Source organism: Dactylosporangium sp. NPDC051541 (assembly GCF_044454505.1).
Classification (GTDB): domain Bacteria; phylum Actinomycetota; class Actinomycetes; order Mycobacteriales; family Micromonosporaceae; genus Dactylosporangium.
This window is the reverse complement of sequence record NZ_JBITDU010000017.1, coordinates 1-26,624: the sequence shown is the minus strand read 5'-3', so window position 1 is coordinate 26,624 and position 26,624 is coordinate 1. Positions and strand designations below refer to the sequence as shown.

The following is a 26,624-nucleotide window of genomic DNA, read 5'->3' as shown; positions in this document are numbered from 1 at the left end:
GCCTCGCTCGGCCTCGTCGTCGGCGGCGCTCGGCATCGCTCCGGCGATGACCACGGCGGCGGCTTCCGCAACCGGGCGAAGGGCCGCAAAGCCGCCGCCGACCACCTCTGCGGTCGACGGCGGGCCTTACGCCGCGCACTCGGCGAGCCTCGGGGGGAGGCTGGGGAAGCCGCCGGGCGCGGTACCGCGACGGGGGCATCGGGGGGTATGCCCCTCACATCGCGGGTAGGCACTGTGTGACTGTTGGTATACAAAAGGTAGATCACCGTGGTGAGACGTCAACAGCGGTGAATGCCTGAATGAACGAGATCTCAGCCGCCGCAGACCTTCGCGACCTCGCCGAGCCGGTGGGCGTCGATGCCGTCGCGCTGCTCGACGGCGAGCGGATGGTCGGTCGGCTCCAGCTCCACGAGCGGCCGCCGGCCCGGCTCCCGAGTATGCACACGGGTCTTGAGTTGCATAGTTTCGAGGTACCCGGGGATGTTGTTCGACAGCCAGCCGAAATACGGCGGCTCATCGGCCCGCGCGGGATCGTCCCAGCGCTCGACCGCCCGCTGGAAGTTGGCCGCGCTCAAGCTGACCCAGACGCTGTAGGTGAGCGGCTCGTCGAGTCCCCGCACCGGCACCTCGATCAGCCCGCGAATGAAGAAGTGCAGCTCGTCGAGGTCGGGCGCGTCGATGCAGCAGAGCTCCTCCTCGAGGAACGACTCCCCGCCCGCCTCGGGCGCACCCCAGTAGTCCGGCGCGGAGAACGCCCACACAGCCGGCGCATCGCCAAGATCCGTGCCGCAACACTCGCAGACAACAGTCACCGCGGCATGGTAGTCCCCAGCCGACTCGGGTCGCAGAATCCCGCATATGCGACATATCCGCTGTCGGGGTATAAATCCGATAAGTCGCGGAGCGAAGCGCCCGACTTATCGCGGGGCGAAGCGCCCGACTTATCGCGGGGCGAAGCGCCCGACTTATCGCGGGGGCAGCGTCTCAACGACGGAATTCGGCAGAACAGTTTCAGCTTTGGGCGGCGATTTCGCGGGCTCGGTCGCGGGCGGCTTCCAAGGCGGACAGCAGAGCCGCGCGGACGCCGTGGTTTTCGAGTTCGCGGATGGCGTTGATGGTGGTCCCGGCCGGAGAGGTCACGGCCTCGCGGAGTTTGACCGGGTGTTCGCCGGATTCGCGGAGCATCACCGCGGAGCCGATCGCGGTCTGGACGATCAGGTCATGGGCGACCTGGCGGGGCAGGCCCAGCAGGATGCCGGCGTCGGTCATGGCCTCGACCAGGAAGTAGAAGTATGCGGGGCCGGAGCCCGAGAGGGCCGTGACCGCGTCCTGCTGGGTTTCCGGGAGGCGGATCGTGCGGCCCAGGGGGCGGAACATCTCCTCGGCGACCTGGAGGTGTTCGGCGGTGGCGAAGTTGCCGGCCGAGATGGCGGTCATGGCCTCGTCGACCAGGGCCGGCGTGTTGGTCATGACCCGGACGACCGGGGTGCCTTCGGGGAGGTACTTGGCGAAGAAGGACGTGGGCAGGCCCGCGCACAGCGAGACGACCAGCTTGTTGGCGGGCATCTTCGGGCCCAGGTCCTCGAGCAGCACGCCGGCGTCCTGGGGCTTCACGGCGATCGTGATGACGTCGGCCTCGCGCAGGGCGGTTTCGTTGGTGACGACGCGGATGCCGTAGCGCTCGGTCAGTTCGCGGGCGCGGTCGGGGCGGCGGGCGGTGGCGATGAGGCGGTCCGGGGACCAGCCGGCCCGCAGCAGGCCCGAGAGCAGGACCTCGCCCAGTTTTCCAGCGCCGAACACGGCAACGATGCGCATGCAGACCAACCCCCACCAAAGAAGAGCCCATAAAAAAACCTGGGGCCACCGAGGTGGCCCCAGGTGCAGACATCAGGAACCGAAGAAGACCTCAGCCTCGGTGTAACGCTCGACCGGGACGGTCTTCAGCTCGCGGGTCGCGTCCTGCAGCGGGACCCGGACGATGTCGGTGCTCTGCAGCGCCACCATCTTGCCGAAGTCGCCCTCGTGCACGGCGTCGATCGCGTGCAGGCCGAAGCGGGTGGCCAGGACCCGGTCGAACGCGGTCGGGGTGCCGCCGCGCTGGATGTGGCCCAGGACGACCGTGCGGGCCTCCTTGCCGGTCTTGGCCTCCAGCTGCTCGGCCAGCCACTGGCCGATGCCGCCGAGGCGGACGTGGCCGAAGGAGTCGAGCTCCTGGTTGAGCACCGTCATCTGGCCGTCGAGCGGCTGGGCGCCCTCGGCGACGACGACGATCGGGCTGTATTGCGTCTGGAAGCGCTTCTCGACGTAGCCGGCGACCTGGTCGACGTCGAAGTTGCGCTCCGGCAGCAGGATCACGTTGGCGCCACCGGCGAGGCCGGCGTGCAGGGCGATCCAGCCCGCGTGGCGGCCCATGACCTCGACCACGAGGGTGCGGTGGTGGGACTCGGCGGTCGTGTGGAGCCGGTCGATCGCCTCCATGGCGATGTTGACGGCGGTGTCGAAGCCGAAGGTGTAGTCGGTGGCGCCGAGGTCGTTGTCGATCGTCTTCGGCACGCCGACGACGTTGACGCCGAGGTCGGTGAGCTTGCTGGCGACACCGAGCGTGTCCTCGCCGCCGATCGCGACGAGCGCGTCGACACCCAGCTCGGCCAGGTTCGACTTGATCTTCTCCACCCCGCCGTCGATCTTGAACGGGTTGGTGCGGGACGAGCCGAGGATGGTGCCGCCGCGCGGCAGGATGCCGCGGACCTGGGCGATGCCGAGCTCACGGGTGATGCCCTCGAGGGGACCACGCCAACCGTCACGGAAGCCCACGAACTCGTGGCCGTAGGTGGAGATCCCCTTGCGGACCACGGCACGGATGACCGCGTTGAGGCCGGGGCAGTCGCCGCCCCCGGTCAGTACGCCGATACGCATGCTTGATCTTGCCTTCCTGGTTGCGTGCCCGACCTGCGAAACAGGCGCGGTCGAGCCGGAGGTACCCGCTCATGGCGACGCTGCCGATTCACAGCGCACTGTAGTCGCTCCGGCTGAACCCTCAGCAGTCGTCCCCGCGGATTCCGAACTTCAGGGCCGACTCGTGCTCCTGGGTCATCCGCCGCAGCGCGGCCAGCAGGGAGTCGCCGAGGATCGAGCCGACGACCGCCGCATACAGCATCCCCTCCGGCCCCTCGGCCCGCCCGACGAAGTCCAGATCGTGCTTGGCGATGGTCTCGGCGACGTCCGCGTACTGCTCCAGCAGCAGTCCGACATCGGCTCCGACCTGCTCAAACGCGGCGAGCACCTCCGCTGCCGCCTGCCGCGCACCGGCCTGCGGGCCGACCAGCCAGCCGCGGTCGAGGGCGAGCTGGTCGATGCGCTTACGGGCCGCGGCGACGGACTCGGGATCGACGGAGTCCTTGCCGCCGACCGAGGCCGGCAGGGCGTGGCCGAGGACGGTGTGCACGTCCGGGTCGGCGTCGTCGAGCGCCTCGAGGAGTTGACGGATTGTGGCGATCGGCAGGCGGCCGATGTCCAGAAGCACCCGAACGAGGCGGAGCCGCCGCACGTGGCCCTCGTCGTAGCGGGCCTGGTTGGGGCTCGTCAGCTCGCCGGCCGGCAGCAGCCCTTCCCGCAGGTAGTACTTGATCGTCGGCACGGGGACACCGGTCTGCCGGCTCAGTTCAGCGATGCGCATGGGCGTCGAACCACCTTCCGATCTTCAACATGGATAGTGTACCTTCCCAATAGCGGACAGCACCGCTATCCATTCTCGCGGGAGGCGCACGATGCAAGTCCTGAAACTTCACCGCCCCCTGATCGCCGTGGCCGGACTCATGGTCATGATCGCCCTGGCCGCCCTGATCGGCATCTTCGCCGACGACCGCACGCTGGTCGGCGTGCCGATCTGGCTCAAGCCGCTCAAGTTCGCGGTGTCGATCGCGATCTACGCCACCACGATCGCCTGGCTGCTGCCGCTGCTGGAGAAGCGCCGCCGGGCCGGCTGGTGGCTCGGCACGATCATCGCCGCCACGATGCTCATCGAGATGGTGATCATCGTCGGGCAGGCCGCCCGCGGGCACCAGAGCCACTTCAACAACCAGACGCCGCTCGACGCGACCCTGTTCAGCATCATGGGCGCGACGATCGCGATCGCCTGGGTGTGCACCCTCATCATCGCGATCCTGCTGCTCATGCAGCGCCTGCCGGACCGGGCCAACGCCCTCGCGGTCCGGCTCGGGATCATCGTCGCACTGGGCGGCATGTTCGTCGGGTTCCTCATGACCCTGCCGACCGCGGCCCAGCTCAAGATGGACAACCCGACGATCATCGGCGCGCACTCGGTCGGCGTCACCGACGGCGGCCCGGGCCTGCCCCTGGTCAACTGGAGCACGACCGGCGGCGACCTGCGGGCCGGGCACTTCATCGGCATGCACGCGCTGCAGGCCCTGCCGCTGTTCGCGTTCGCGCTGCTGCTGGCCGGGCGGCGGATCGAGCGGCTGCGCGACGCCCGGGTCCGGACCCGGCTGATCGGGATGTTCGGCTTTCTCTACGCGGGCCTGACGGTGCTGATCACCTGGCAGGCGCTGCGCGGGCAGCCGCTGATCCACCCGGACGGGCTGACCCTCTCGGCCCTGGCCGTGCTACTGGTCCTGACGGCCGTCGGCGCGGTGTGGGCCGCGGTCCCGGCCGCATCGACCCCTGAGAAGGTCATGGCATGAACGAGACGCTGTTTTCACTGGCATTTTTGGCGGCGGTACCGTTCTGGGCCCTGCTGATTCTGGCGCCCACCTGGACCTGGACCCAGCGGATCATCTCGTCACCGCTGATCGTGCTGCCGACCCTGGTGGTGTGGGCGTTCGCGATCGCGCCGAGTTTCACGGACTTCGCCCGGGAGATGCTCAACCCGGACCTGGCCGGTGTGAAGGCACTGCTGGCCCGCGACGACGTGGTGGCCGCGGTGTGGGCCCAGGTGCTGGCCTGGGACCTGTTCGTCGGGCGCTGGATCTACCTCGACAGCCGGGCCCGCCGCCTGCACCCGCTGCTGATGGCCCCGTTGCTGATCCTGACCATCCTGCTGTCACCGATCGGTCTTCCCTTGTACTTCCTGGTGCGCCTGACCAAGCGGAAGTCAGCCGCGCATGACGTGCCAGCGGGCGAGGTTGTGGCGGGCGTCCACTAGGGCGTCGTGGCGGCCCTCCGCGACCGGCAGCGGAGGCCGCCCGGCGTCGTCCCACAGCTGCCGCAGGTCCTTCGTGAACCGGGGGATCTCCCGGGGCAGGGCCGGCATCGCACCCCAGAGCTGGGCCAGGGCGACGTGGTCGTAGGCGGCGTACCAGGCCCAGAGCTCGATCTCGGTGGCCTCGCCGCTCTTCAGCGGCTCCAGCAGGAACTCGAGCAGCTCCTCCCGGATGCGCTCGCGGGAACGCCAGGCCTTGTCGCCGGGCGAGGGCAGCTTGTCCAGCACGTTGCGCCGCACCCAGGACACGGCCCGCGAGTCGTCGAACTCGGTGGAGATCGCGTAGTACTCCCGGCCGTGCTCGTCGACCACGCCGATCGAGACGAGGTCGATCAGGCGGCCGTCCTCGATGAACTCACAGTCGTAGAAGTACCGGTATGCCACCGGGCCCATCCAACACCATCCGGCCGGAGCTGATCACAGCGCGTCGGCGAGTTCGGTGTACAGCACGGCGAGCCGGGTCAGCTCCGCGTGATCGTCGAGCCGTCCGCCGTCAGCGTGGATGCACCCGGCGGCCTCCGCCGCGGCCACGGCCGTGCGCAGGCAGAGCAGCGCGGGCAGGGCGGCCTCGCACTCGTCGCGGGGGACGCGGGAGGCCCGCAGGTAGGCGTCGACCAGCCCGTCGGCGGCGTCCGGGCCGCCGGCCGAGAGCACCGCGGCGGCCAGGTCGGCCAGCAGCGGGCCGGTCCCGGCGGAGGACCAGCCGACCAGGCCGACCGCGCCCGTGGCGGGGTCGAGGCGGAAGTGGGCGGCCTGCGGGTCGTTGTGCAGGACGCCGTAGGTGAGCTGGTCGGTGACCATGATCCGGCGGACCGCGGCCGCCGTCTCCCGCAGGGCCGGCCCGAGCCAGGGCTCGATCGCGATGTGCGGGCCGTGCGGGACGGCGGCCGTGGGGTCGAACTTCGTCAGGTGCGGATGCGTGAACCGGCGCAGGGTCCGGTGGGCGGCGCCGAGCGTGTCGCCCCACCACTGCCGGTCCAGCGGGTCGCCTCCGTGCAGGGGGCGCCCGGGCACCAGGTGCAGGAGGGCCACCACACCGTCCCCCTCGGCCACCGTCAGTGCGCCGTCGGCCGCCCGCACCGGTGCCCCGGCCCCGACGCCGAACGCGTCCACGTGCTCGGCCGCGGCCAGCCCGGCCTCCAGACCGGACCTTCGGCGCAGCGGTACCCATTTGCCGATGAATTGGTCGCCGCCGATCTCGACCCGCCACGCATCGCGGCCCAGGGGTATGCACGGCCCGGGATTGCACTGCCAGCTGCGGCGCAGGGCGGTGCGCATCAGTTCGGCGGCGGGGGCGGCCACGGAGGCATTATCGTCCGTCACGCTCCGCCGTGCCGGAAAACGGAAATACCCGGCCGGAAAGAGCACTCGGGCCCGGAGTGCTCGCACCACCCCGGACCCGGTCGCGGCCCCCGCCGTGCCCCCCGCTCCCCGGCGGTTTGCGCGGTGGCACTAGCCTGCCTGCGGACGCATGCGCGGCGCTGTCGGTGAAGCGATGCGGGGGATGTACAGACTCCGACAGGCACGTCATGATCTGGTAGAAGTTCCGTACTGTCTTCGTGATCACCTAACGTGATCTCGGAGTACCGAGTCCGATCAACGCCGAACCGGGAGGGGTTTGACCGTGGAGGGTCGGCTGCCAGATCCCGGCGACGCACTGACCGGTGTGGAAATGTTCAGTGGTCTGGAGCCCGACGTTCGTCAACGGGTCATCCAGGCGGCGGTGCCACGGACATACCGCAAAGGCCAGCTGCTGTTCGTCGAAAACGATCCGGGTGAGTCACTCATCGTGCTCAAGCGCGGTGCGGTGATGGTCTTCCGGACCGCGCCGACCGGCGAACGCGCGGTCCTCTCCGTCGTCCGGCCCCCCGACACGCTCGGCGAGGTGTCCCTGCTCGACGGCGCGGCCCGCTCGGCCTCGGCCGAGGCGATCGAGGACTGCCAGGCCCTGGCCCTGTCCCGGCACGCCTTCATCGAGCTGGTCCACGCCAACCCCCGCATCCTCGACGCCGTCATGCGCTCGCTCGGCCTGCTCATCCGGCGGCTCACCGAGCAGAACGCCGACCACGTCTTCCTCGACCTGCCGGGCCGGGTGGCCAAGACCCTGGTGCGGCTGGCCGGCGAGACCACGGCCCCGATGGTCACGATCGAGCTCAACCAGAGCCAGCTCGCCGAGATGGCCGGCGGCTCGCGGCAGAGCGTCAACCAGGCGATCGGGTCGTTCGCCAGCCGCGGCTGGCTGCGCACCGAGGGCCGCCGCATCGTGGTCACCGACCTGACAGCGCTTCGCCGGCGGGCCGGGATGACCGACCGCTGACGGCAGCGCGATGTGAACCGGCCCGACTCCGTGGGCCGATCAGCCGGGATGACCGACCGGTAACTGCCGGTTCGGGTACGTACGTAGGGCCGGACGGCCGGGGTCGCGGGTGCCATTTCGGACACCTGGCCGCCCCGGCCGCCGCCATGTGAGGATGGGTTCTCACAGGGCAAGGGAGTGTCGGCGATTTCCAGTCAGTGCGCACGCTGCGGCCGCCAGGCGGGCGAGGGCGACCGGTTCTGCGGTGGATGCGGCGCCGAGCTGAGCCCACCCTGCCCGACGTGCGGGCGCACGCTCGCCCCCGACGCCGTGTTCTGCACCGGCTGCGGCACCCCGCGGGCCGACACGACCGCCGCCCGCGGCCTGATCCTGCGCTCCGAACGGGTGACCGGCCGGGCCCCGGTGCCCGCGATCCCGGCCGCCCGCAGCGAGGACCGGCGCCGGATCAGCGTGCTGTTCGTCGACCTGATCGACTTCACGCCCTACGTCGAGCGGGCCGACCCGGAGCTGGTCCGCGAGCTGCAGAAGAGCTTCTTCTCCACCGCCCGGGAGGTCATCGGGCAATACGGCGGGGTCGTCGAGAAGTACATCGGCGACGCCGTCATGGCGCTGTTCGGCGCGCCGGTGGCGACCGAGACCGACGCCGTGCGCTGCGTCCGCGCCGGGCTGGAGCTGCAGCGGGTCCTGGCCCGCTACGCCAGCACCGGCGAGGGCGAGCGCGAGCTGCGCTTCCGGGTCGGCGTCGCGACCGGCGAGGCCCTCGTGGACGTGGCCGCGGCCCGCGACGGCGGCCAGGCGATCGTGGCCGGCGACGTGGTCAACACCGCCTCCCGGCTGCAGTCCCTCGCCCCGCCCGGCGGTGTCCTGGTCTGCGGCACCACCTACGCGCTGACCAAGGCCTCGATCCGGTTCGAGCAGCAGCCGCCGGCCACGCTGCGCGGCCGCTCCACGCCGACCGAGGTATGGCTGGCCCTGGCCCCGCTGCGGCGCAACCACCCCGACCGCGAGGCCGGCTCCACGCCGCTGGTCAACCGCACCCACGAGCTCAGCCTGCTGGTCAACGCCCTGCACCGGGGGCTGCGCGAGCGCACGCCGCAGCTGGTCACCGTGCTCGGCCACGCCGGGATCGGCAAGAGCCGGCTCGTGCACGAGCTGTTCCTGCACGCCGAGCGCCTCTTCGACGCGCCGGTCGCCTGGCGGACCGGGCGCTGCCCGCCGTTCGGGGAGAACGTGACCTACGCCGCGCTCGCCGACATCGTCAAGGCGCAGGCCGGCATCCTCGACACCGACTCGGCCGAGACGACCCGGGAGCGGCTGGACACGGCCCTGGGCGCGATCGTCGAGCCGTCCGAGGCCGAGCGGCTGGCCGACGCGCTCAGCCCACTGGTCGGGCTGCCCGGGCCGAAGCTGGCCCCGGACGAGACCGAGTCGGCCTGGCGCCGGTTCGTCGTCGCACTCGCCGCGCACCGGCCGACCGTCCTGGTCTTCGAGGATCTGCACTGGGCCGACGAGTCGATGGTCCGGTTCGTGGAGCGGCTGGGAGCGTCGGTGCGCGACGTGCCGCTGCTCCTGCTGTGCACGGCCCGCCCGGAGCTGCTGGAGCGCAACCCGAGCTGGGCCGGTGCGGTCGCCGGCGCGGTGTCGATCACGCTGCCGCCGCTGCGCGACGCCGAGATCGCGACGATGTACGCGCACCTGCTGGGCGCGGCCACGTTCCCGTCGCAGTCGCTGAGCTCCCTGGTCGAGCTGGCCGACGGGAATCCGCTGTACGCGTTGGAGTACACCCGGATGCTCGCCGAGCAGGGCAACCTCCGCGCGACCGACGCGCTCGGCCGCAAACTGCCCATGCCCGACAGCGTCCACGCGGTCATCGCCAACCGCGTCGACCTCCTCGACGCCGCCGACCGCGCGGTGCTGCAGGCGGCCGCGGTCGTCGGCATGAACTTCTGGCCCGGCGCGGTCGGTGCCGCGATGAGCCGGCCCGCCGACGGCATCGAGCGCTCACTGCGCCGGCTGGAGCAGCGGGACCTCATCCACGAGCAGGCCGCCTCGACCATGGAGGGGCAGACGGAGTACCGCTTCGGCCATGTCCTGGTCCGCGACGTCTGCTACCAGCGGCTCCCCCGCACCGAGCGGGTCGCCCGGCACGAGCTGACCGCCGAGTGGCTCGACGGCCTGGCCGCCGACCGCGACACCGACCTGGCCGAGGTCGTCGCCAACCACCGGTTCATCGCCTACGAGATCGCACAGTCCCTCGGCCTGGACGCCGGGCGCTACGGCCGGCCCGCCCGCGACGCGATGCACCGCGCCGCCCGCCGCGCCTACGCCCTGCACGCCCTGGAGGCCGCGGCCGCGCACGCGAGCAAGGCCCTGGCACTGTGCGACCCCGGCACCGAGGCCCTCGAACGGCTGGCGATCGAGCAGCTCAGCACCGAGATCGCGTTCTACGCCAACCCGGAGGCGTTCCTCGGCGGCGGCGGCGCCGACCGGCTCGTCGGCCTGGCCGAGCGGCTCTACGCGGCCGGTGACCAGGCCGGCGCGGCGCGGGCCTGGACCGTGCGGGGCCAGGCCGCGTGGCTGCGGGCCGACCGCCTCGACGCCCTGTCCTGCCTGGACCGGGCCGTCGAACTCTTCGACGAGCTGCCCGACGGGCCCCAGAAGGCCGACGCCTACGCCGAGCTCGGCCGCCTGCACATGCTCAACTTCGAGGTCGACCCGGCGGTCGCGGCGGCCAGCGCGGCCGCGGAGATCGCCGACCGGCTGGGCCTGGTCGAGGTGGCCACCGGCGCCCGGATCACGATCGGCACCGCGCTGTTCCAGGCCGGCGACCGCTCCGGCCTGGTCGAGCTGCAGTCGGCCCTGGAGGTCAGCCGGGAGAAACGCCTGCTCGCCGAGCACCGCGCGCTGCGCAACGTCTCCTGGGCGCTGCTCGAGGACGGCGACTGGACCGCGGCCGCGGCCCTGCTCGACGACAGCCGCCACGCCGTGCCGGGCAGCCGCACCCTGGCCACCGGCTACTCCGACGTCGCACAGTCCGCCTACTTCAACGGCGACTGGCCCGCCTACGTGGCCGCGGCCGAGGCGGCGATGGCCGAGCCCGGCGCCGAGTGGGACCTGCAGGTGCGCGGGGTGCGGGCCTGGATCCGGACCCTGCGCGGCGACGATCAGCTCGTCTCGGCCGACGACGTCGAGGACGTGGTCGCGGCCGGGCGGCGCTCCGGCTTCTACCGCCTCCAATGGGTCGCCCTCGGGCACGGCGCGCTGTGCCGGGCGCTGCAGGGCCGCGACCGCGACGCCGAAGCCCTGATCGTGGAGCTCGCGAAGACCTGGCGGGAGGTCCGGGCCATCGCCAGCGGCGAGTGGATCGACGCCACCGCCCACGCCGCGGTCCTGTCCGGCCGGGTGGCGATGATGGCGGTCCGCGACATGCTGGCCGACGTGCCGCACCGCACCCCGTGGGTCGAGGCGGCGCTGCGCACGATCACCGGGGCGATCGCGTCCGTCGACGGCGACCACGCCCGGGCCGCGGACATGCACCTGGCCTCGGCCGAGCTCTACGGCGAGATCCCCAACCACTCCGCCCGCAGCCTGTCGATCGCCTGGGCGGTGCGGGCCCTCGCGCAGGCCGGCGACGAGCGGATCGAGCCGTGGCGCTCCGAGCTGGTCGCGTTCGCCGAGCAGGCGGGCACTCCCCGGCTGCTCGAGCTGGCCGGGGTCACGCCTCCGCCGCCCGCGCTGGATTGAGCACCGAGCGCCTGGCAAAAGGATGCCAGGGTGCTCATCGCGACAGGAGCGCTTGGCAAGGGGTGCAGGGGGCGGGAGCCCCTTGCCCGGGGCGGGAGCGAAGCGGCCTCGGAATCCCCTGCATTTACGTTTGTCGCTTTTTGGTACTTTGTCGCTTCTTCTAAGCCGCCATTGGTGCGACCGGCTCCGACGCCTGCGGCTTCGGGGAATTTTTCACCTTTTGGGCGTACATGTCGATGTATTCGCGGCCGGAGAGGGTCATGAGCTCGTACATGATCTCGTCGGTCACGGCGCGCTCGATGAAGCGGTCGCCGGCCATTCCGGCATATCGGGAGAAGTCGAGCGCGGGGCCGAACTTGATGTGCACGCGCCGCAGGTTTGGCAGCTTTTGCCCGATGGGCTGGACTTTGTCCATGTTCATCATGGCGACGGGCACCACCCGGGCGCCGGACTCCAGGGCCAGGCGGGCCACGCCGGTCTTCCCGCGGTACAGGCGGCCGTCGGGCGACCGGGTGCCCTCCGGGTAGATGCCGAAGACCCCGCCCTCGCGCAGGATGCTCAGGCCGGTCTCCAGGGCGGCCCGGGCCGCCTTGCCGCCCGAACGGTCGATGGGGATCTGACCGGTGCCCGACATGAAGAGCTTCGTCAGCCAGCCCTTGATCCCTTTTCCGGTGAAATACTCGGCTTTCGCCGGGAACGTCACGCGGCGGCGGACGCTCAGCGGCATGAAGATCGAGTCCGCGAAGGAGAGATGGTTGCTGGCGATGATCACGGGTCCCTCGTCGGGGACGTGCTCGAGCCCCTCCACCTTGGGCCGGAAGACCAGCTTCAGCCAAGGTCCGAGGACGATGTACTTGAGGAGCCAGTAGAGCACGGCCGACCTTTCAGGAGCGCGCGACAATCGGACATGACCGTCGTAGGGCCTGTTTCGCAACTGCGGTGGGAGCGCGGCGGAGTCCAGATTTTCGCTGCGTGCACAGCGTGGCAGCCAGGCTACCGGTGTTGTAACCGGGCTACCGCGCTGTGTGCGCAGCGGGAATCTGGGCCCGCCGCAGCCCCTCCGCAGTTGCGAAACAGGTCCTTAGAAGCCTACGAACCAGTACGGCACACCACAACGCACTCCCGGAACGACGGCCGGGCATGTCAGGATTTCGGTCAGCGGTTTTTTCGCGGCGCACCCGGTCGCCGCGATGGCCACCGCGGGGAGGGGCGAGCTGTGCCAGGGGGTGGGGCGCGGCGCGGTCGGCGGGACAACGGCCTGGTGGCGCAGGAGTACACGGTGGTGGGCGACGTCGACCCGCGGGTCGGCGAGCACCTGCTGGACATGCTCGCGGAGGGCGGGATCGCCGCCTACCTGCAGCCGGCCTCGGACCTGCATCCGCTGACCCGCACGACGACGCTGCCGGCGCGGCCGACGGACCGGCTCTACGTCGACCGGGACCATCTCGCCACCGCCCAGGACTACCTGGCCCGCCTGACGGCCGCCGTGCCGGAGCAGCCGACACCGGCCGAGAGCACTGCTCCAGTCTCCGACGAGGACGCGTTCGCCGCGATCGTCGCCGGGTTCCACACCACGGTCGACCCGACCCGGGCCGTGCCCTGGCCGGCCGCCGAGGACCTGGAGTCCTCCAGCACGGCCGCACCGGACATGGACACCGAGCCGGCCCCGCGCACGTCGCTGCGCCGACCGTCGGACGCCGTGGACCGGTCGCTGCTGGACAGCCTCGATACCTTCGGCACCGACCTGCCGGACGAGCCCGAGGAGGACGAGGGCTACACCCCGCCGCCTCCGCCGCCGCTCCCCCGGGTCGCGCCGGTCACGATCCTGGCCGTGCTCGCGCTGGGCGCCGGGCTGGTCCTGCTGTTCTGGCCCGACCTGCTGCCGCTGGGGGCGCAGACAACGCTGTTCCTGGGCTTCGCGGGCGTGCTGACCGGGTTCGTCACGCTGGTGCTGCGGCTCCGGCCGGGCGACGAGGAGGACGACGACCCGGACAACGGGGCCCGCGTCTGACACTTTCACGGACGAGCCCCCGCAAAGCTTGATCGCTCCGTCCAGTGCCGACGCGGGGACGTTCGAGCGGAGGGTCGCTTGCCGGTTGCCGCCGGAGCGTGCGTTGAGCCCGCCGCAGACGCGAAGCGCAGCGGCCGTGGCGAGCGGGAACCGGCCTGACCGCCTCCGGGCGAAACCAGCGGCGGCGACGAGAACGGCGCCGTGACGAGCGCTGACGACGACACCGGCGATGGCGAAGAGGGCGGCGGCGGGCTGTGGTTCGCCGCGAGGCGGGTGCGTGACTTACTTGAGCTGGTCAAGCCAGTCTGCGATCGCGTCGATGGGCTCCTGCCAGCGCGCGTCGAGCATCAGGTCGTGGCCCATGCCGGGGAAGAGCAGGGGCGAGCCGTTGTAGCGGCGGGCCACCCAGGTCAGGGTGTCGGCCGGGACGATCCGGTCGTCGGGGCTGCCGACGACCAGGACGGGCGGGTGGCCGACCGGGGCCTCGGGCTCGTGGCGGGTGATCAGCTGGCGCTGGGCGGCACCCGGGACGCGCTGGAGGCGCTGGGCGTAGGCCTGGCCCGCGTTGGCCGGCAGGGCCTTGCTGAACAGCTGGTCGCGGCTGAGCGTGATCCGGCCGCCGAAGATGCCGGGCAGCGTGCCGGCCGGGTTGCCGGTCAGCAGGCCGAACGCGGTGCCGAGGCCGCCGAAGACCGGGGCCACGAGGACGCCCGCGCGGACCGGGTAGCGGGCCATCGCCATCGCCACGACCAGCGCCCCGGCGCCGTGCCCGACCAGGACCGCCTGCCGCGGCAGTCCGGCCGCGACCTGGGTCACGTCGTGCACATAGTCGCGCAGGCGGGCGTCGGGTGCCGATCCTGAACGGCCGTGGCCGCGCAGGCTCATGGAGTACCCCCGGAAGCCCCTTTGCGAAATGTGCTCGAGCCAGTGTTCGGCGAACGCCCAGGCTCCGTGCCCGAAACCCGGGACGAAGAGGACCGGTGGCTTGTCGGTCGGGCCCGCGGCGGGCGGCTCGGCCTCGATGACCTCGCGGTGCACGGGCTTGGGTGGCTTGGACCACTCGTCGCTGCGCATCACCCTGGTCCGGGCGGCGCCGGAACGGAAAGCCGACTGGCTCAACTGACGGCCTCCAGCTCGTGCAGCGTCTTCTCGAGCTCACGCAGGTATACGAAGTGGCTGACCTCGAACCAGTGCCGGGTCGAGTCGGTGACCTTACTTTGGGTGTACCGTCGATCGCCCTCGGTGCGCAGCCGTCCGTAGATCGCCTGGGCGCGGTCGGGTGCGGCGTCGAGGACCCGCAGCCACTGCGCGATGAAGACGGCCTGCCAGTGCGACAGCGTGAAGAGCGCCGAGTCCGGCTGCAGCAGCCCGGCCACGGCGAGCGTGGGATGCGTCCGGGAGAGCATCTGCAGGGCCAGGCGCGGCCGGCCGGCGGCGTCGGTCGAGAGCAGTTCCGGCTCCAGGAACTCGAACTTCGGCAGGTAGCCGGTGGCCATCACGACCAGGTCGGGGTCGATTGTCCGCCCGTCGGCCAGCACCACGTCGTGAGACTCGAAATGCTTGATGTCCGGTACTGCCACGACGTCGCCGTGCCCCAGGTAGTACGGGAGCTGGCTGTTGACCAGCGGGTGCATCTCGAGGATGCCGTGCTCGGGCTTGGGCAGGCCGAAGCGGGTCAGGTCGCCGACGGTCATGTTGATCGTGCGGTGCAGCAGCCACTGGCGGACCTTCGCCGGCAGCCGCATGGCCAGGATCTGGTCGTTGACCTGGTCGGCCGGGCGGCCCAGGGCGAACTTGGGGGCGTACCAGTAGCCGCGCCGGGTCGAGTGCCAGCACTTCGCCGCCTGCTGGGCCGCCTCGACGGCGATGTCGCAGCCGGAGTTGCCGGCCCCGATGACGAGGACCTTGCGGCCGCGCAGCTGGGCGGCGTCCTTGTACTGCCCGGCGTGGATGACCTTGCCCCGGTAGTCGGCCAGCCCCTCGTATTCGGGCATCTTCGGCGCCCAGTTGTGCCCGTTGGCGGCGACGACGGCCGCGTAGCGCATCGTGCGCGGCGCACCGCCCCGCGAGCCCTTCACGGTGACGTCCCAGCGCGGCGGGCCGCCCCCGGCGTCCTCAGCCGGCTCGACCCGGGCCACCTCGGTGCCGAACCAGATGTGTTCGCGGAGGCCGAAGTGGTCGGCGTAGCGCTCGAAATACTGCAGCACCTGCGAGTGGTGCGGGTAGTCGGGCCAGTCGTCCGGCATCGGGAAGTCCGGGAACTGCGTGAACGGCTTGGACGAGATCAGGTGCGTGCTGGCGTAGACCGGGCTGCGGTCGTGCCGCCAGTTCCAGCCGCCGCCGACGCCGGTCTCGCGCTCGTAGCAGTCGACCCCGAAGCCGGCCTCGCGCAGGTTCTTGATCGTGGTGAGGCCGGTGCCGCCGGCGCCGATGACGCACACGGTGTCGCCGCGGTCGTAGACCGGCTCGCCGTCGCGCCAGTAAGTCGCGTTCCCGGTGAGATCATCGAACCGACCGTCAGCGCTCACCGCGGCATCATGCCGGATTTATTCTTCGATTTCCAGGTCGGCGAGCACTGGGAAGTGGTCGCTGGCCGCCCTCGTCTCGGGCGTGTCGATCACGTCGTACTGCAGCACCGTCATCCGGGGGTCGGCGAAGATGGCGTCGAGCCGGTGGCGGAGGTTGGCGACCGAGAAGGTCAGGCGCTCGTCGCCCCCGGCGGCGTCGGTAAGCCCGTCGGCGAGCATCCGCCAGGCCGCGCCGCCCGAGTTCTCGTTGAAGTCGCCGCCGAGCACCAGCGGCTCGGTGACCTCGTTCATCGCCTGTTTGAGCAGCTCGGCCTGGCTCGGGCGCTCGGTCGGGTCGGTGGACAGGTGGCAGCCGGCGGCGACGAACGTGGACCGCCCGACGCGGCACCGCACGAACGCGGCGCCGCGCAGGTGGCGGCCGGGCGTCAGGGGGTATCGGATGTTCCACGCCGTCACCACCCGCACCCGCAGGTTGGTGAGGATCAGGTTGCCCAGGGCCGGCAGGCCGCCCCCGCCGACGACCAGGTCCAGGTCACGGGCGAGGTCGGCGGTTTTCTGCCGCCACCGGAAGCGCCGCGGCGCCTCCTGCAGGATCGCGATGTCCGGCGCGGCCGCGCGGACGGCCGACGCGAGCGCGCGCCGGTCGTCCTTGAGCCCGTGCAGGTTGTACGACAGCACCCTGATCTTCGTCATTCGCGCCTCACATACGGGCCAGGTCCGCCGCGCCGACGACCCCGGCCAGGTTTCCCATCAGTGCCGCCCGGATTTCGGCCACGGGCAGCTGGCCGCGCTGGGCGAGCTGCTCCTCGTAGCTGGCCCGGGCGGGCTTGAGCAGCAGGTCACCGGCGTCGATCACGCCGCCGCCGACGACGATCACCTGCGGGTCGAGGGTCTGCACCATGTCCGCGAACCCGACCCCGAGCCAGTGCCCGACCTGGGCGAACGCCGCCACCGCGACCTCGTCGCCGAGCCGGGCCGCCTCCGTGACGGCCGGCCCCTTGATCGCGTCGGGGTCGCCCCCGGCCAGCTCCAGCAGCCGGGCCGCCGCCGCCGGGCGGGCCTTCGCGTCCGCACGGGCGAACCGCACAAGAGCATTGCCGCTGGTGTACTGCTCCAGGCACCCTTTCCGCCCGCAGCCGCACGGGTGGCCATCGGGCACCATCATCGTGTGCCCGACCTCGCCCGCGACACCGTTGGCGCCGCGGATGAGCCGGCCGCCGATGATGATCCCGCTGCCGATGCCGGTGCCGACGGTGTAGAGCACCATCGACTCGTCGGCGTCATGGGCGGCCCCGAAGCGGAACTCGGCCCAGGCCGCCGCGTTGCCGTCGTTCTCCACCACGGTGGGCAGGCCGGCCGCCTGCTGGATCTTGTCGCGCAGGGGCTCGTCGCGCCAGGCCAGATTGGGGGCGAACTGCACGACCGAGCGGCTCGCGTCGACCCACCCGGCCGCGCCGATGCCGACCGCCTCGACCTCGTGGGCGGCCGCGAGCTCCTTGATCACCTCGATGATCCGGTCCGCGGTCTCGCCGGGGTCCTGGGCGGGCGTGTCGCGCCGCGTCTGGACGAGTACGTCGCCGGCGGTGTCGACGACGCCGCCGAGCACCTTGGTTCCGCCGATGTCGACGCCGATGGTCAGCCCCACAGCGGGTGGCTCCTCTCTCCGAGCTCTCCGTGGTTCATCTTTGTCGAAGCCGCAGCGGGCCGACTACGGTGTCGCCGACGAGGCCTGTGTCGCCTGATTGTCACTGTCGGTGGTTGAAGTTTCGCAAGAGGTTAGCCGCACCGGTGGCGATGTCCCCGGCCTTGGTGGCCAGCCGCTCGGCGAACTCGGGGTCCGGCTCGCGGGCGGCGGCGATGGTCTTGCACACCGGGCAGGCGCAGCACTCGGCCGAGTGGGTGGCGTAGCCGGTCGCGCTGTTCGCGGCCGCCGAGACCGTCGCCAGCACGGTGGCCACCAGGCGTTCGGCCTCTTCGCGGGGGTCTCTCATGCCCCTTCGACCCGGCGCTTGAGCTCCTTCAGGGCGCTATCCATGATCATTTTCTCGGCCTTGCGCTTGAACATGCCCAGCATCCCGATCGCCAGCTCCACCGCCAGCGAATAGGTCACCGTGGAGGTGCCGTCCGGATTGGCGCTAATGTCGTAGGAGCCGTCCTGCTGCTTCTGCATCTTCGACGGCGCGGTCAGGCTCCACTCGATGCGGCTCAGATCCTCGGCATACGCGTATTGCAGCGTGTACTCATCGGTCACCGGGCCCGAGTCGAGCACGAAGTGGACCTGGCTGGCATACCCGTCCTCGTATTCCTCGACCACTTCGGCCGACTTCACCGCGGCGACCCACTCCGGATAGCGCGCGAAGTCGGCGATGACCGCGGCGACCCGCTCGGGGGACGCGTCAATGACGATCGACTGAGTCGAAGTGTCGGCCATGCGTGGCAGGCTACCTCTGCCGCCCGACCGAGCAGTGCAGGCACCCCGGCTGGATCAAGGTGCAGGCACCCTGTGCGGGGTGTTACGCGGACAGGTAGGTTCCCGATACAGCTACAGAGTCGAAATGGAGCCGGACGTGCGCGAGTTCTCGGTCCCCGCCGCGGTAGCCGTCGCCGACACGGCGACGCTCACCGACCCGGTCTGGGACAACGCGGCCGTTGCACCGACCACGGTGCAGTTCCAGCGCCTGGTCGCGGGTGCGTGGCAGGACGTCACCTGCGCGCAGTTCCGCGACGAGGTCGTGGCCCTGGCCCGCGGCCTGCTGGCGGCCGGCATCGAGCCGGGCGAGCGCGTGGCGCTGATGAGCCGGACCCGCTACGAGTGGACGCTCATCGACTACGCCATCTGGACGTGCGGCGCGGTCACCGTCCCGATCTACGACTCCTCCAGCCCCGAGCAGGTGGCCTGGATTCTCGAGGACTCCGGCGCGGTCGCCTGCTTCGTGGAGACCGACGCCCACCGCGACGCCGTGGCCCAGGTGCGCGACCGCATCCCGGGCCTGGCCCACGTCTGGCAGATCGAGGGCACCCCGGGCGCGGTCGAGCAGCTCGTCGGTGACGGCGCGGCGGTGCCGCCCGAGGACGTCGACCGGCGGCGCACCGCGAGCAAGGCCGACGACCTGGCGACGATCATCTACACCAGCGGCACGACGGGCCGCCCCAAGGGCTGCATCATCACGCACCGCAACATGCTCGCCGACATCGTCAACGCCATCCCGGAGCTGCGCTCGCTGTTCAACGAGGGCGCGCGGACCCTGCTGTTCCTGCCGCTCGCGCACTCGTTCGCGCGGCTCATCCAGATCGGCGTAGTCCAGGCCCGGGCCACGATGGGGCACACGGCGGACACGAAGAACCTGGCCGAAATGCTCAAGAGCTTCAAGCCTACGTTTGTACTGTCTGTCCCGCGCGTGTTCGAGAAGGTCTACAACACCGCCAAGCAGCGTGCGCAGGCCGACGGCAAGGGTGCGATCTTCGCCCGGGCCGAGAAGACCGCGATCGACTACAGCTCGTCGCCGTCGCCGGGGCTGCTGCTCAAGGCCAAGCATGCGCTGTTCGACCGGCTGGTCTACGGCAAGCTCCGGGCCGCGCTGGGCGGGCAGTGCACGCGGGCCATCTCCGGCGGGGCCCCGCTCGGCGAGCGCCTGGCCCACTTCTACCGCGGGATCGGCGTGACGATCTACGAGGGATACGGGCTGACCGAGACGTCGCCGGCGACCAACGCCAACCGGGACAACGGCGTGCGGATCGGCACCGTCGGGCGGCCGCTGCCGGGCGTCACGATCCGGATCGACGACGACGGCGAGATCCTCGTGCAGGGTGACATCGTCTTCAAGGGCTACTGGAACAACCCCGACGCCACCGCCGAGGCGATCGACGAGGACGGCTGGTTCCACACCGGTGACCTCGGCGAGCTCGACGACGACGGCTTCCTGCGCATCACCGGCCGCAAGAAGGAGATCATCGTCACCGCCGGCGGCAAGAACGTCGCCCCGGCCGTGCTCGAGGACCGGGTGCGGGCCCACGCCCTGATCAGCCAGTGCATGGTCATCGGCGACCGGCAGCCGTTCATCGCCGCGCTGATCACCATCGACCCGGACGCCCTGCCGGCCTGGAAGAGCGCCAACGGCAAGCCCGCGGACGCCTCGATGGAGAGCCTGGCCGGCGACGAGCAGCTGCGGGCCGAGGTCCAGAAGGCGATCGACGAGGCCAACCAGGCCGTGTCGAAGGCCGAGGCGATCAAGGTGTTCCGGATTCTGCCCCGCGACTTCACCGAGGCGACCGGAGAGCTCACTCCGTCGTTGAAGGTGAAGCGGAACGTCGTCATGAAGGAGTACGCCGGCGACATCGCCGCCATCTACGAGCGCTGACCCGCGTTGGTCCGTCAGAGCCGTATGAAGCCGCTGAAGGGATAGCCGTTGACGGATCTGCCCGCCACCCGCACCGCTGCCGCCAGCCGGGCCGGCACCGACCGGGCCGGCACCGCCCCCGCCGAGCGCTCCGCTTCCGCGAGCCAGGCCCAGCGGGCGATCGTGATCGTGCGGGCGCTCCTGCTGGCTCTCGTCGCCGTCCTGGTGCTCTCCGACGGTGTCCGCCCGGCGGAGCTGCTGTGGCTCACGCTGCTGCTGGCCGCGGCCGTCATCGCCACCGTGGCCCCGGAGTCGCACGAGGTGGCCCGGCTCGGGCGCACCGCCGAGGTCCTCATCACCGCGTTCGCCGCGTCGACGCTCAACGTGGACGCGGCCGCGCTGCTGGTCTACCTGCCGGTGCCGATCGTCGCGGCCGCGCTGTCCGAGGGCCGGCGGATGGCCGGAGCCTACCTGGTCGCCGCGGCCACGCTGCTGGTCGTCGGCGGGGCCGTCGAGGGGCGCCTCGACGAGCGGGCCTACCTGGCCGCGGCCGGGCAGGGGCTGCTCATCTCCGGGGTCTCGGCCTATCTGGTCACGATCCTGCAGCGGGTGCTGCTGGCCCGGCGCCCGGGCGAGGAGACCCCGCAGCCCTACGCCGAGGCGACCCGCCTGCTGACCCAGCTGCGCAGCGTCGCCCGGCAGCTGCCCGGGGCCACGCTCGACCCCGGCGGCCTGGCCGAGCACCTGCTCGACGAGGTCCGGGCGATGGTTCCGTCGGTGCGCGGGGCCGTGCTGTCCGGCAGCGGCGGCGGGCGGCTGGTCGTGCTGGCCCAGGCCGGCGTCGAGCGGCTGGACTGGGAGACCGCGCTGGACACCGAGAGCGCCGTCGCCGACGCCTGGGCCACCCAGCAGCCGGTCGTCTCCGGCCGCTCGCAGGCCCGGTCGGTGGCCCGCGGGCAGAGCATCTCGTCGATGGCGGTCCCGCTCATCGCCGGGGTGCGCACGGTCGGGCTGATCGTGCTGGAGAGCGACACCCCCGGCGCGTTCCCACCGGCCCTGGTCACCCGGGTCCAGTCGGTGACCGGCGCGGCCGCGCTGCGGCTGGAGGCGGCCCTGCTCTTCGACGAGGTCCGCTCGCTGGCCACGACCGAGGAGCGGCAGCGGCTGGCCCGCGAGATCCACGACGGGGTCGCGCAGGAGCTGGTCATGGTCGGCTACGGCATCGACAACGCGGTCGCCGCGCTGCCCAACGCCGAAGCCGCCGAGGAGGAGCTGCGGGTGCTGCGGGCCGAGGTCACGCGGGTGATCACGGAGCTGCGGCTGTCGCTGTTCGAGCTGCGCAGTGAGGTCGACCGCTACGGCGGGCTCACCGCGGCCATCTCCGACTACGCACGGACCGTCGGCGCGTCGGCCGGCCTGCGGGTGCACCTCTCGCTCGACGAGACCACCGCCCGCCTGCCCGCCGCCGTCGAGGCAGAACTGCTGCGCATTGCCCAGGAAGCCATCACCAACGCGCGGAAACACGCCGGCGCGGAGAATCTTTGGGTAACGTGCGCGGTCGATCCACCGTTCGCACAGGTAGAAATATCCGACGATGGCAGCGGCATCGGTGAGAAACCGCCGGACGGTCACTATGGTCTTGCGATCATGGCCGAGAGGGCGGAACGTATCCGGGGCCGGTTGGAGATCACGCCACGCGTGCCGAATGGGACCACAGTGGCGGTTGTGCTCGGAACCGCACCGCGTGCGCGGTAGCGTGAAGCACCCAGAGGGAGAGAGCACCGGGAATGTCTACTACCGCGAACCCGACGACGCGCACCAAAGTGCTCCTCGTCGACGACCACGATCTGATTCGCCGCGGGCTGCGCCACGCATTCGAGCGTGACCGCCAGTTCGAGGTGGTGGGCGAGGCGGCGACGGCCGCCGAGGCGATCCGCCAGGCCGGCGCGCTGCAGCCCGACGTCGTGATCATGGACCTCCGCCTGCCCGACGGCAGCGGCCTGGAGGCCACCCGCGCCCTGCGCAAGACCAGCAACAGCATGGGCATCGTCGTGCTGACCATGTATGCGGGCGACGACCAGCTCTTCGGCGCGCTCGAGGCCGGTGCCTCGGCGTTCGTGCCGAAGACGGCCCCGGCCGACGAGGTCGTGGCCGCAGCCCGGCACGCCGCCTCCGCCCCCAGCGCGTTCACCGCGGCCGACCTGGCCGAGGCCATGAAGCGCCGGCTGGCCCCGAGCGGGCCGCAGCTGTCCCCGCGCGAAGGCCAGGTCCTGCGGCTGCTCGCCGACGGCATGAGCGTGGCCGGCATCGCGAAGCAGCTGTTCGTCTCCGAGTCCACCGCGAAGACGCACATCTCCAAGCTCTACGAGAAGCTCGGCGCCGCCAACCGCGCGCAGGCCCTCATGACCGCGCTCCGCCTCGGCCTGCTCGAAGCCCCCGACGCCCCCAGCTTCTGAGGTTCGGCTTCTGAGGTTTTCGCTTTACCCCCGAATCGCGCGGACGGCCGGCTCCCCTTTACCCCCGGGCAGCCGGCCGCGCCATTCCCGGAATGGCTCGACCGTTCTTCGCTATTGCCGCCCGCCGATCGGTTCGTTCTTCTCGAGCAGGGCGTGGAGGCGGGCCGCCTGATGCTCCCAGCGCCACTCGGATTCGACCCAGGCCCGGCCGGCGGCGCCCATTCGAGCGGCCAAGTCACGGTCCTGGAGCAGGGTTATGAGACGGTCGGCGACGGCATTCACGTCACGGCCCGGGACCACGAATCCCGTCTCGCCCTCGCGGACCGCGTTCGGGGCGCCGCCGGAGTCGCCGGCCAGGACCGGTAGGCCGGTGGCGGAAGCTTCCAGGTAGACGATGCCCAGACCCTCCACGTCGAGGCCGCGGCGGCGGGTCCGGCACGGCATCGCGAACACGTCGCCGGCCGCGTAGTGCTCCGGCAGCTCGGACCAGTCAACCGGGCCGGTGAAGACGACGTGGTCCCGCACCCCGTGCTCGCGGGCCAGGCGCTCCAGGGTCGGCCGGTACGGTCCGCCGCTGACCACCAGCAGCGCCGCGTCCGGCACCGCCCGCCGGATGGCCGGCAGCGCTCGGATCAGCACATCCTGCCCCTTGCGGGGGACGAGTCTCGACACGCAGACGATGACCGGGCGGGCTTCCAGGCGGTACCGCTGCCGGATCTGTGCCCCTGAGACGTTCGGTGAGTAGACCTCGACGTCGACCCCGGGCGCCAGCGGCTCGAGCCGGGTCAGCTCACCGATGGCGCGGGCGAGCCGGACCCGGAAGTACTCCCCCAGGTATGTGACGACGTCCGTCCCGCGCGCGATCCGGCGCAGCAGCGTCCGCGCCCCCGGCAGCGCCGCCCAGCCGGCCTCGTGCCCGTGCGTGATCGCCACCGCGCGCTCGATCCCGGCCCGCCGCCGCAGCCCGTCCGCGAGCAGCCCCAGCGGTGCCGCCGCCCCGAACCAGACCCGGTCAGAGCCCCGCGCCCGCGCGATCTCGGCCGCCCGGCGGGCCACCTGCAGCGTCGGTAGCAGCATGCCGGTGCCCTCGCGCACGACCTCGAACGGCTGCTCGGCGTCGAACTTCGCGGCGCCTTCGAACGTGGACGAGTACACGACGACGTCCTGCTGGCGGATCGCCAGATTGTGCACGAACTGCTGGATCCCGCCCGGCCGCGGCGGGAAGTCGTTCGTGATCAGCAGAGAGGTCGCCACCCGCCGACTGTAGCCACTGGCCCTACGTCCTTACTTGGCGACCGCTTCACATCCCCAGGTGCGGAGGCTGACCGAAGGCCGCGCGGTAGGCGGCGGTGAAGCGGGTCTGGTCGGCGAAGCCCCAGTGGCGGGCGATGCCGGCGACCGTGATCGTGCTTGCGCTGATGCTGGTGCCGGTGGCCGGTACCGCTGCGCGGAGGTCGCGGTGGGCGTGCTCGAGGCGGACCCGGCGCAGGTGAGCGGTGGGTGTGGTACCCAGGTGCCGGCGGAAGGCGTGCTGGATGGTGCGGATCGTGACGTACGCGGCGGCGGCGATGTCGGCGACCGTGATGTCGCGGTGGGCGTTGTCGTCGATGTAGGCGACGGCCCGGCGCAGAGTGGCCGGGTGCGCGTCGCGGCGATCCTCGATCGTCGGCTCGTGCACGGCGTCGTTGGGGAAGGCGGTCAGGGCGGCCGCGACCAGCAGCCGGGCCGCGGACCCGGTGATCAGCGGGTAGTCGGCGCCCCGGAGACCGGCCAGGGCGTCGCGGACGTAGGTGTAGGTGTCGTCCCAGTTCTGCGCGGCCTCGCGGGACAGCGGTTCGTGGCTGCGGAACCGCACCGGCTGCTCCTTGCGGCCCGGCGCCGGGCCGGCGAGCTGACCGGGCAGGTCCGGGTCGAGGACGGCGGTGCAGAAGTCGGTGTCCCGGCACCGGGCCGCATACGGCTGGTCGGGCTCGACGGGAATGAAGACGTCACCGGCGCCGTAGATCCGCTCGCCGGCCGGGGCCCGGTAGCCGACCTGCCCGGCGTGGATGTGGCAGATGACCAGGACCCCGAGCGGGCCGGTGCGCAGCCCGAAGCCGAAGCCGATGCTGATCTGGTCGAGCCGCACCGCCGGGGTGACCTGAGCCGCCTCCAGCCGTAGCCGCGCCGGAGACCCACCGCCGTCGAGCCGGATGCTGCCGCCGTAGTTGTCGCGGAGAACCTGCTCCGCGCGCTCGATGGTCGTTGCCTCGAAGACTTGGCTCACGTTGTCAAATCCTCAATGTGTGGCTGGGTGGGCGGCCGTAGACCTTGTGGTACTCGACGGCGAACCGTCCCGGCTTGCCGAACCCCCACCGCCGGGCGATCCCGGCGACGGTGTCCCCGCGGGCCGGGTCGCCGAGCTGGAGGTCGCGGTGGGCGCGTTCCAGGCGTACCCGGCGCAGGTAGCCGGAGGGGGTCGTGTCCCAGTGCCGGACGAACGCCGCCTGCAGCCCCCGCACGGTGACACCGGCCGCGGCCGCGATGTCCCCGGACGTGATCGGCTCGTCGGCGTGCGCGTCGACGAACGCCTTCGCCCGCCGCACCACCGCCGGCGGCACCCGCCCCGGCCCGGGCGTGTAGGCGACAGTCATCGTCGTGTTGGGAAACACGGTCAGGGCCGCCGCGGCCGCGGTCTCGAGCACCGCGGCGTGCAGGAGCGGATGGTTCACCCCCGGTTCGGGCCCGGCGAACATCCGCGACACGTAGGAGGCGGTGGCCGACCACAGCCGCTGCTTCTCGGCCGACACGGGCCGCAGCGCGTCGAACCGGAAATCGGCGGCCTCGACCCCGTCGCGGGCCCCGGCCTGCTGCACGGCGGCGAGCGGCAGCCGCGTCATCTGCAGCACGACGTGATCCCACGACACGTCGAACGGCACGCCGATCGGAAACATCAGCACGTCGCCCGGGCTGAACGCCAACTCCTCGCCCCCGGCCCGCACCCCGTAGTGCCCCTCCAGGATCACCAGCATCACGACCGAGTCGAACGGATCGGAGCTGACCTTGAGGCCGGCCCGGTGCGTGACGACATCGACCGCCAGCTCACCGGCGGTGGCCAGCCTCGACCGGAACAGGAAGGACTCCGTCGGCCGGCGACCGCGCAGACTGTGCTCGGCGTACCTCCGCCGGAGAAACTCGTGCGCGGCATCGAAGTCGGCCGTCTCGACCCTCGTCCACTCAACCGGCACGTGCGGTGTCACGACGACCTCCTACCCGGCCGCTCTCCTCCGCCAGCTCGCTTCCTCCGCGGGCGCAGTGCCCCCAATGCGCAACATCTAGCCCAGAAGACGCACACCCAGGTTGCCCGCGGTCGAGTGTGCCCCCCTCGCCCCGCCGTGGGAACTCCAGACACCCGTTCGGGCACGTCTTGGTTTTGGGCCACGATCACGCTCGGCCTTAGTCAGACTCTCGCTCCGACCCCTGTCAGGCTGTCGCTCCGGCTCGGTCAGGCTCTCGCTCCGGCCTGGATCACTGGTGAGAGGCCGGCCAGCTGATCCGGTCCCGGCCGGGAAGCTGCTTCGAAGCCAGCAGCACGTCGAGCGCGTCCCCGAGCCGGACGAGCCCGCTCGCCGTCCGCGGGAACCAATGGGCGAGCACGAAGATGAGCCCGCCGTGGGCGCCACCCAGCGACACGAGCCGGGCGAAGTCGCTGATCAAGCGCATGCCGGCCGGAGCGCAGAGCACGGCGACGACGAACGCCAAGCAGGACGAGCCCGAAGCAGCACGCCGGCCACGCGGAATGGGGGCGGACTGAGCAGGGGCGAGGGCAGGCACAGGGCGCGGCAACAGCCCGCAGCTTTCGCGGAGCGTGCTCAGGATCGAAGACTCTCGGCCGCCGAGCAGCGCACGCACAGCGCGGACCCACCGCGGAGCAGGGCACGGCCACGTCCACTGAGGTGGTGTACGACTCGCCCACTTTGGGCGTGATGTGGGGAATGGGAACGGCCACCGCTAGATCCTTCGAACGGCGAAGT

The 26,624-nt window shown here is 71.5% G+C and carries 24 protein-coding genes and 1 pseudogene; 8 read left to right on the top strand and 17 right to left on the bottom strand.

Annotated features, from left to right (window positions below; all coding sequences use genetic code 11):
• Positions 1 to 311 precede the first annotated feature (311 nt).
• The 4 genes from ACIA8L_RS46060 to ACIA8L_RS46045 all read right to left on the bottom strand — a co-directional run bounded on the left by ACIA8L_RS46060 (position 312) and on the right by ACIA8L_RS46045 (position 3,676).
• Positions 312 to 812: a DUF2199 domain-containing protein gene (locus tag ACIA8L_RS46060; RefSeq protein WP_395915011.1), complete on the bottom strand. Its 501-nt coding sequence runs from the start codon at positions 810 to 812 to the stop codon at positions 312 to 314.
• A gap of 199 nt (positions 813 to 1,011) precedes the next feature.
• Positions 1,012 to 1,815, bottom strand: a complete 804-nt coding sequence (gene proC, locus ACIA8L_RS46055) for a pyrroline-5-carboxylate reductase (RefSeq protein ID WP_395915009.1) — start codon at positions 1,813 to 1,815, stop codon at positions 1,012 to 1,014.
• 72 nt (positions 1,816 to 1,887) lie between these two features.
• Positions 1,888 to 2,916 carry a 6-phosphofructokinase gene (locus ACIA8L_RS46050; protein ID WP_395915007.1) on the bottom strand — a complete coding sequence of 343 codons (1,029 nt, stop codon included), beginning with the start codon at positions 2,914 to 2,916 and terminating at the stop codon, positions 1,888 to 1,890.
• Positions 2,917 to 3,037: 121 nt separating this feature from the next.
• Positions 3,038 to 3,676: a MerR family transcriptional regulator gene (locus ACIA8L_RS46045; RefSeq protein WP_395915005.1), complete on the bottom strand. Its 639-nt coding sequence runs from the start codon at positions 3,674 to 3,676 to the stop codon at positions 3,038 to 3,040.
• Positions 3,677 to 3,767: 91 nt separating this feature from the next.
• On the opposite strand from ACIA8L_RS46045, the gene ACIA8L_RS46040 reads away from it, so the two are divergent.
• Together ACIA8L_RS46040 and ACIA8L_RS46035 are read left to right on the top strand one after the other, a co-directional pair.
• Entirely contained in the window at positions 3,768 to 4,700 is a 933-nt protein-coding gene (locus ACIA8L_RS46040) for a hypothetical protein (RefSeq protein WP_395915003.1), read from the top strand.
• A complete protein-coding gene (locus ACIA8L_RS46035; RefSeq protein ID WP_395915001.1) occupies positions 4,697 to 5,161 on the top strand; it encodes an ABA4-like family protein in 465 nt (154 codons plus the stop codon). The genes ACIA8L_RS46040 and ACIA8L_RS46035 overlap by 4 nt, the downstream gene beginning before the upstream one ends.
• On the opposite strand, the gene ACIA8L_RS46030 is transcribed toward ACIA8L_RS46035, so the two are convergent.
• Both ACIA8L_RS46030 and ACIA8L_RS46025 read right to left on the bottom strand, forming a co-directional pair.
• Complete coding sequence (locus tag ACIA8L_RS46030; protein ID WP_395915244.1) at positions 5,111 to 5,602, bottom strand: polyadenylate-specific 3'-exoribonuclease AS; 492 nt, start codon at positions 5,600 to 5,602, stop codon at positions 5,111 to 5,113. The two genes, ACIA8L_RS46035 and ACIA8L_RS46030, sit on opposite strands and share 51 nt — an antisense overlap.
• A 33-nt stretch (positions 5,603 to 5,635) precedes the next feature.
• Complete coding sequence (locus ACIA8L_RS46025) at positions 5,636 to 6,520, bottom strand: phosphotransferase enzyme family protein (protein ID WP_395914999.1); 885 nt, start codon at positions 6,518 to 6,520, stop codon at positions 5,636 to 5,638.
• Positions 6,521 to 6,842: 322 nt separating this feature from the next.
• Between ACIA8L_RS46025 and ACIA8L_RS46020 the strand changes: the two genes are divergently transcribed.
• Both ACIA8L_RS46020 and ACIA8L_RS46015 read left to right on the top strand, forming a co-directional pair.
• On the top strand, positions 6,843 to 7,535 hold the full coding sequence (locus tag ACIA8L_RS46020; protein WP_223097114.1) for a Crp/Fnr family transcriptional regulator: 693 nt from the start codon (positions 6,843 to 6,845) through the stop codon (positions 7,533 to 7,535).
• Positions 7,536 to 7,712: 177 nt separating this feature from the next.
• A complete protein-coding gene (locus tag ACIA8L_RS46015) occupies positions 7,713 to 11,279 on the top strand; it encodes an ATP-binding protein (RefSeq protein ID WP_395914997.1) in 3,567 nt (1,188 codons plus the stop codon).
• Between the two features lie 160 nt (positions 11,280 to 11,439).
• On the opposite strand, the gene ACIA8L_RS46010 is transcribed toward ACIA8L_RS46015, so the two are convergent.
• Positions 11,440 to 12,153, bottom strand: coding sequence for a lysophospholipid acyltransferase family protein (locus ACIA8L_RS46010; RefSeq protein ID WP_395914995.1), 714 nt, complete (start codon positions 12,151 to 12,153; stop codon positions 11,440 to 11,442).
• Between the two features lie 342 nt (positions 12,154 to 12,495).
• Between ACIA8L_RS46010 and ACIA8L_RS46005 the strand changes: the two genes are divergently transcribed.
• The gene (locus ACIA8L_RS46005; RefSeq protein ID WP_395914993.1) at positions 12,496 to 13,290 is read left to right on the top strand and encodes a DUF308 domain-containing protein; all 795 of its coding nucleotides are present in this window, start codon (positions 12,496 to 12,498) and stop codon (positions 13,288 to 13,290) included.
• A 282-nt stretch (positions 13,291 to 13,572) separates the two neighbouring features.
• Here ACIA8L_RS46005 and ACIA8L_RS46000 read toward each other — a convergent pair whose 3' ends face one another.
• The 6 genes and pseudogenes from ACIA8L_RS46000 to ACIA8L_RS45975 all read right to left on the bottom strand — a co-directional run bounded on the left by ACIA8L_RS46000 (position 13,573) and on the right by ACIA8L_RS45975 (position 18,249).
• Positions 13,573 to 14,364 carry an alpha/beta hydrolase gene (locus tag ACIA8L_RS46000; RefSeq protein ID WP_395914991.1) on the bottom strand — a complete coding sequence of 264 codons (792 nt, stop codon included), beginning with the start codon at positions 14,362 to 14,364 and terminating at the stop codon, positions 13,573 to 13,575.
• Between the two features lie 41 nt (positions 14,365 to 14,405).
• Complete coding sequence (locus tag ACIA8L_RS45995; RefSeq protein ID WP_395914989.1) at positions 14,406 to 15,818, bottom strand: flavin-containing monooxygenase; 1,413 nt, start codon at positions 15,816 to 15,818, stop codon at positions 14,406 to 14,408.
• A gap of 18 nt (positions 15,819 to 15,836) precedes the next feature.
• Positions 15,837 to 16,511, bottom strand: a complete 675-nt coding sequence (locus tag ACIA8L_RS45990) for an endonuclease/exonuclease/phosphatase family protein (RefSeq protein ID WP_395914987.1) — start codon at positions 16,509 to 16,511, stop codon at positions 15,837 to 15,839.
• 7 nt (positions 16,512 to 16,518) lie between these two features.
• Positions 16,519 to 17,463, bottom strand: coding sequence for an ROK family glucokinase (locus tag ACIA8L_RS45985; protein ID WP_395914985.1), 945 nt, complete (start codon positions 17,461 to 17,463; stop codon positions 16,519 to 16,521).
• A gap of 103 nt (positions 17,464 to 17,566) precedes the next feature.
• Positions 17,567 to 17,809, bottom strand: a pseudogene (locus tag ACIA8L_RS45980) (hypothetical protein); the annotation flags it as partial.
• Positions 17,806 to 18,249, bottom strand: coding sequence for an SRPBCC family protein (locus ACIA8L_RS45975; protein WP_395914983.1), 444 nt, complete (start codon positions 18,247 to 18,249; stop codon positions 17,806 to 17,808). The pseudogene ACIA8L_RS45980 and the gene ACIA8L_RS45975, both read right to left, overlap by 4 nt.
• 136 nt (positions 18,250 to 18,385) lie before the next feature.
• On the opposite strand from ACIA8L_RS45975, the gene ACIA8L_RS45970 reads away from it, so the two are divergent.
• From ACIA8L_RS45970 to ACIA8L_RS45960, 3 genes are all read left to right on the top strand, one after another.
• Positions 18,386 to 20,176, top strand: coding sequence for an AMP-dependent synthetase/ligase (locus ACIA8L_RS45970; protein ID WP_395914981.1), 1,791 nt, complete (start codon positions 18,386 to 18,388; stop codon positions 20,174 to 20,176).
• Positions 20,177 to 20,338: 162 nt separating this feature from the next.
• Positions 20,339 to 21,910 carry a GAF domain-containing sensor histidine kinase gene (locus ACIA8L_RS45965; RefSeq protein ID WP_395915243.1) on the top strand — a complete coding sequence of 524 codons (1,572 nt, stop codon included), beginning with the start codon at positions 20,339 to 20,341 and terminating at the stop codon, positions 21,908 to 21,910.
• A gap of 32 nt (positions 21,911 to 21,942) precedes the next feature.
• Complete coding sequence (locus ACIA8L_RS45960; protein WP_223097162.1) at positions 21,943 to 22,611, top strand: response regulator; 669 nt, start codon at positions 21,943 to 21,945, stop codon at positions 22,609 to 22,611.
• Positions 22,612 to 22,722: 111 nt separating this feature from the next.
• Here the strand turns inward: ACIA8L_RS45960 and ACIA8L_RS45955 are convergent, their stop codons facing one another.
• The 4 genes from ACIA8L_RS45955 to ACIA8L_RS45940 all read right to left on the bottom strand — a co-directional run bounded on the left by ACIA8L_RS45955 (position 22,723) and on the right by ACIA8L_RS45940 (position 26,352).
• The gene (locus ACIA8L_RS45955) at positions 22,723 to 23,865 is read right to left on the bottom strand and encodes a glycosyltransferase family 4 protein (protein WP_395914979.1); all 1,143 of its coding nucleotides are present in this window, start codon (positions 23,863 to 23,865) and stop codon (positions 22,723 to 22,725) included.
• A gap of 46 nt (positions 23,866 to 23,911) precedes the next feature.
• Positions 23,912 to 24,877: a helix-turn-helix transcriptional regulator gene (locus ACIA8L_RS45950; RefSeq protein WP_395914978.1), complete on the bottom strand. Its 966-nt coding sequence runs from the start codon at positions 24,875 to 24,877 to the stop codon at positions 23,912 to 23,914.
• A gap of 4 nt (positions 24,878 to 24,881) precedes the next feature.
• Positions 24,882 to 25,850: an AraC family transcriptional regulator gene (locus ACIA8L_RS45945; protein WP_395914976.1), complete on the bottom strand. Its 969-nt coding sequence runs from the start codon at positions 25,848 to 25,850 to the stop codon at positions 24,882 to 24,884.
• A 268-nt stretch (positions 25,851 to 26,118) separates the two neighbouring features.
• Positions 26,119 to 26,352, bottom strand: coding sequence for a hypothetical protein (locus ACIA8L_RS45940; protein WP_395914975.1), 234 nt, complete (start codon positions 26,350 to 26,352; stop codon positions 26,119 to 26,121).
• Positions 26,353 to 26,624 lie beyond the last annotated feature (272 nt).

What these genes read in the sequence shown, in the direction of transcription:
- ACIA8L_RS45975 (WP_395914983.1), bottom strand. Translation starts at nt 18,249, where the DNA reads ATGGCCGACACTTCGACTCAGTCGATCGTCATTGACGCGTCCCCCGAG.
- ACIA8L_RS46050 (WP_395915007.1), bottom strand. Translation starts at nt 2,916, where the DNA reads ATGCGTATCGGCGTACTGACCGGGGGCGGCGACTGCCCCGGCCTCAAC.
- ACIA8L_RS46035 (WP_395915001.1), top strand. Translation starts at nt 4,697, where the DNA reads ATGAACGAGACGCTGTTTTCACTGGCATTTTTGGCGGCGGTACCGTTC.
- proC (WP_395915009.1), bottom strand. Translation starts at nt 1,815, where the DNA reads ATGCGCATCGTTGCCGTGTTCGGCGCTGGAAAACTGGGCGAGGTCCTG.
- ACIA8L_RS45990 (WP_395914987.1), bottom strand. Translation starts at nt 16,511, where the DNA reads ATGACGAAGATCAGGGTGCTGTCGTACAACCTGCACGGGCTCAAGGAC.
- ACIA8L_RS45960 (WP_223097162.1), top strand. Translation starts at nt 21,943, where the DNA reads ATGTCTACTACCGCGAACCCGACGACGCGCACCAAAGTGCTCCTCGTC.
- ACIA8L_RS46040 (WP_395915003.1), top strand. Translation starts at nt 3,768, where the DNA reads ATGCAAGTCCTGAAACTTCACCGCCCCCTGATCGCCGTGGCCGGACTC.
- ACIA8L_RS46045 (WP_395915005.1), bottom strand. Translation starts at nt 3,676, where the DNA reads ATGCGCATCGCTGAACTGAGCCGGCAGACCGGTGTCCCCGTGCCGACG.
- ACIA8L_RS46000 (WP_395914991.1), bottom strand. Translation starts at nt 14,364, where the DNA reads ATGCGCAGCGACGAGTGGTCCAAGCCACCCAAGCCCGTGCACCGCGAG.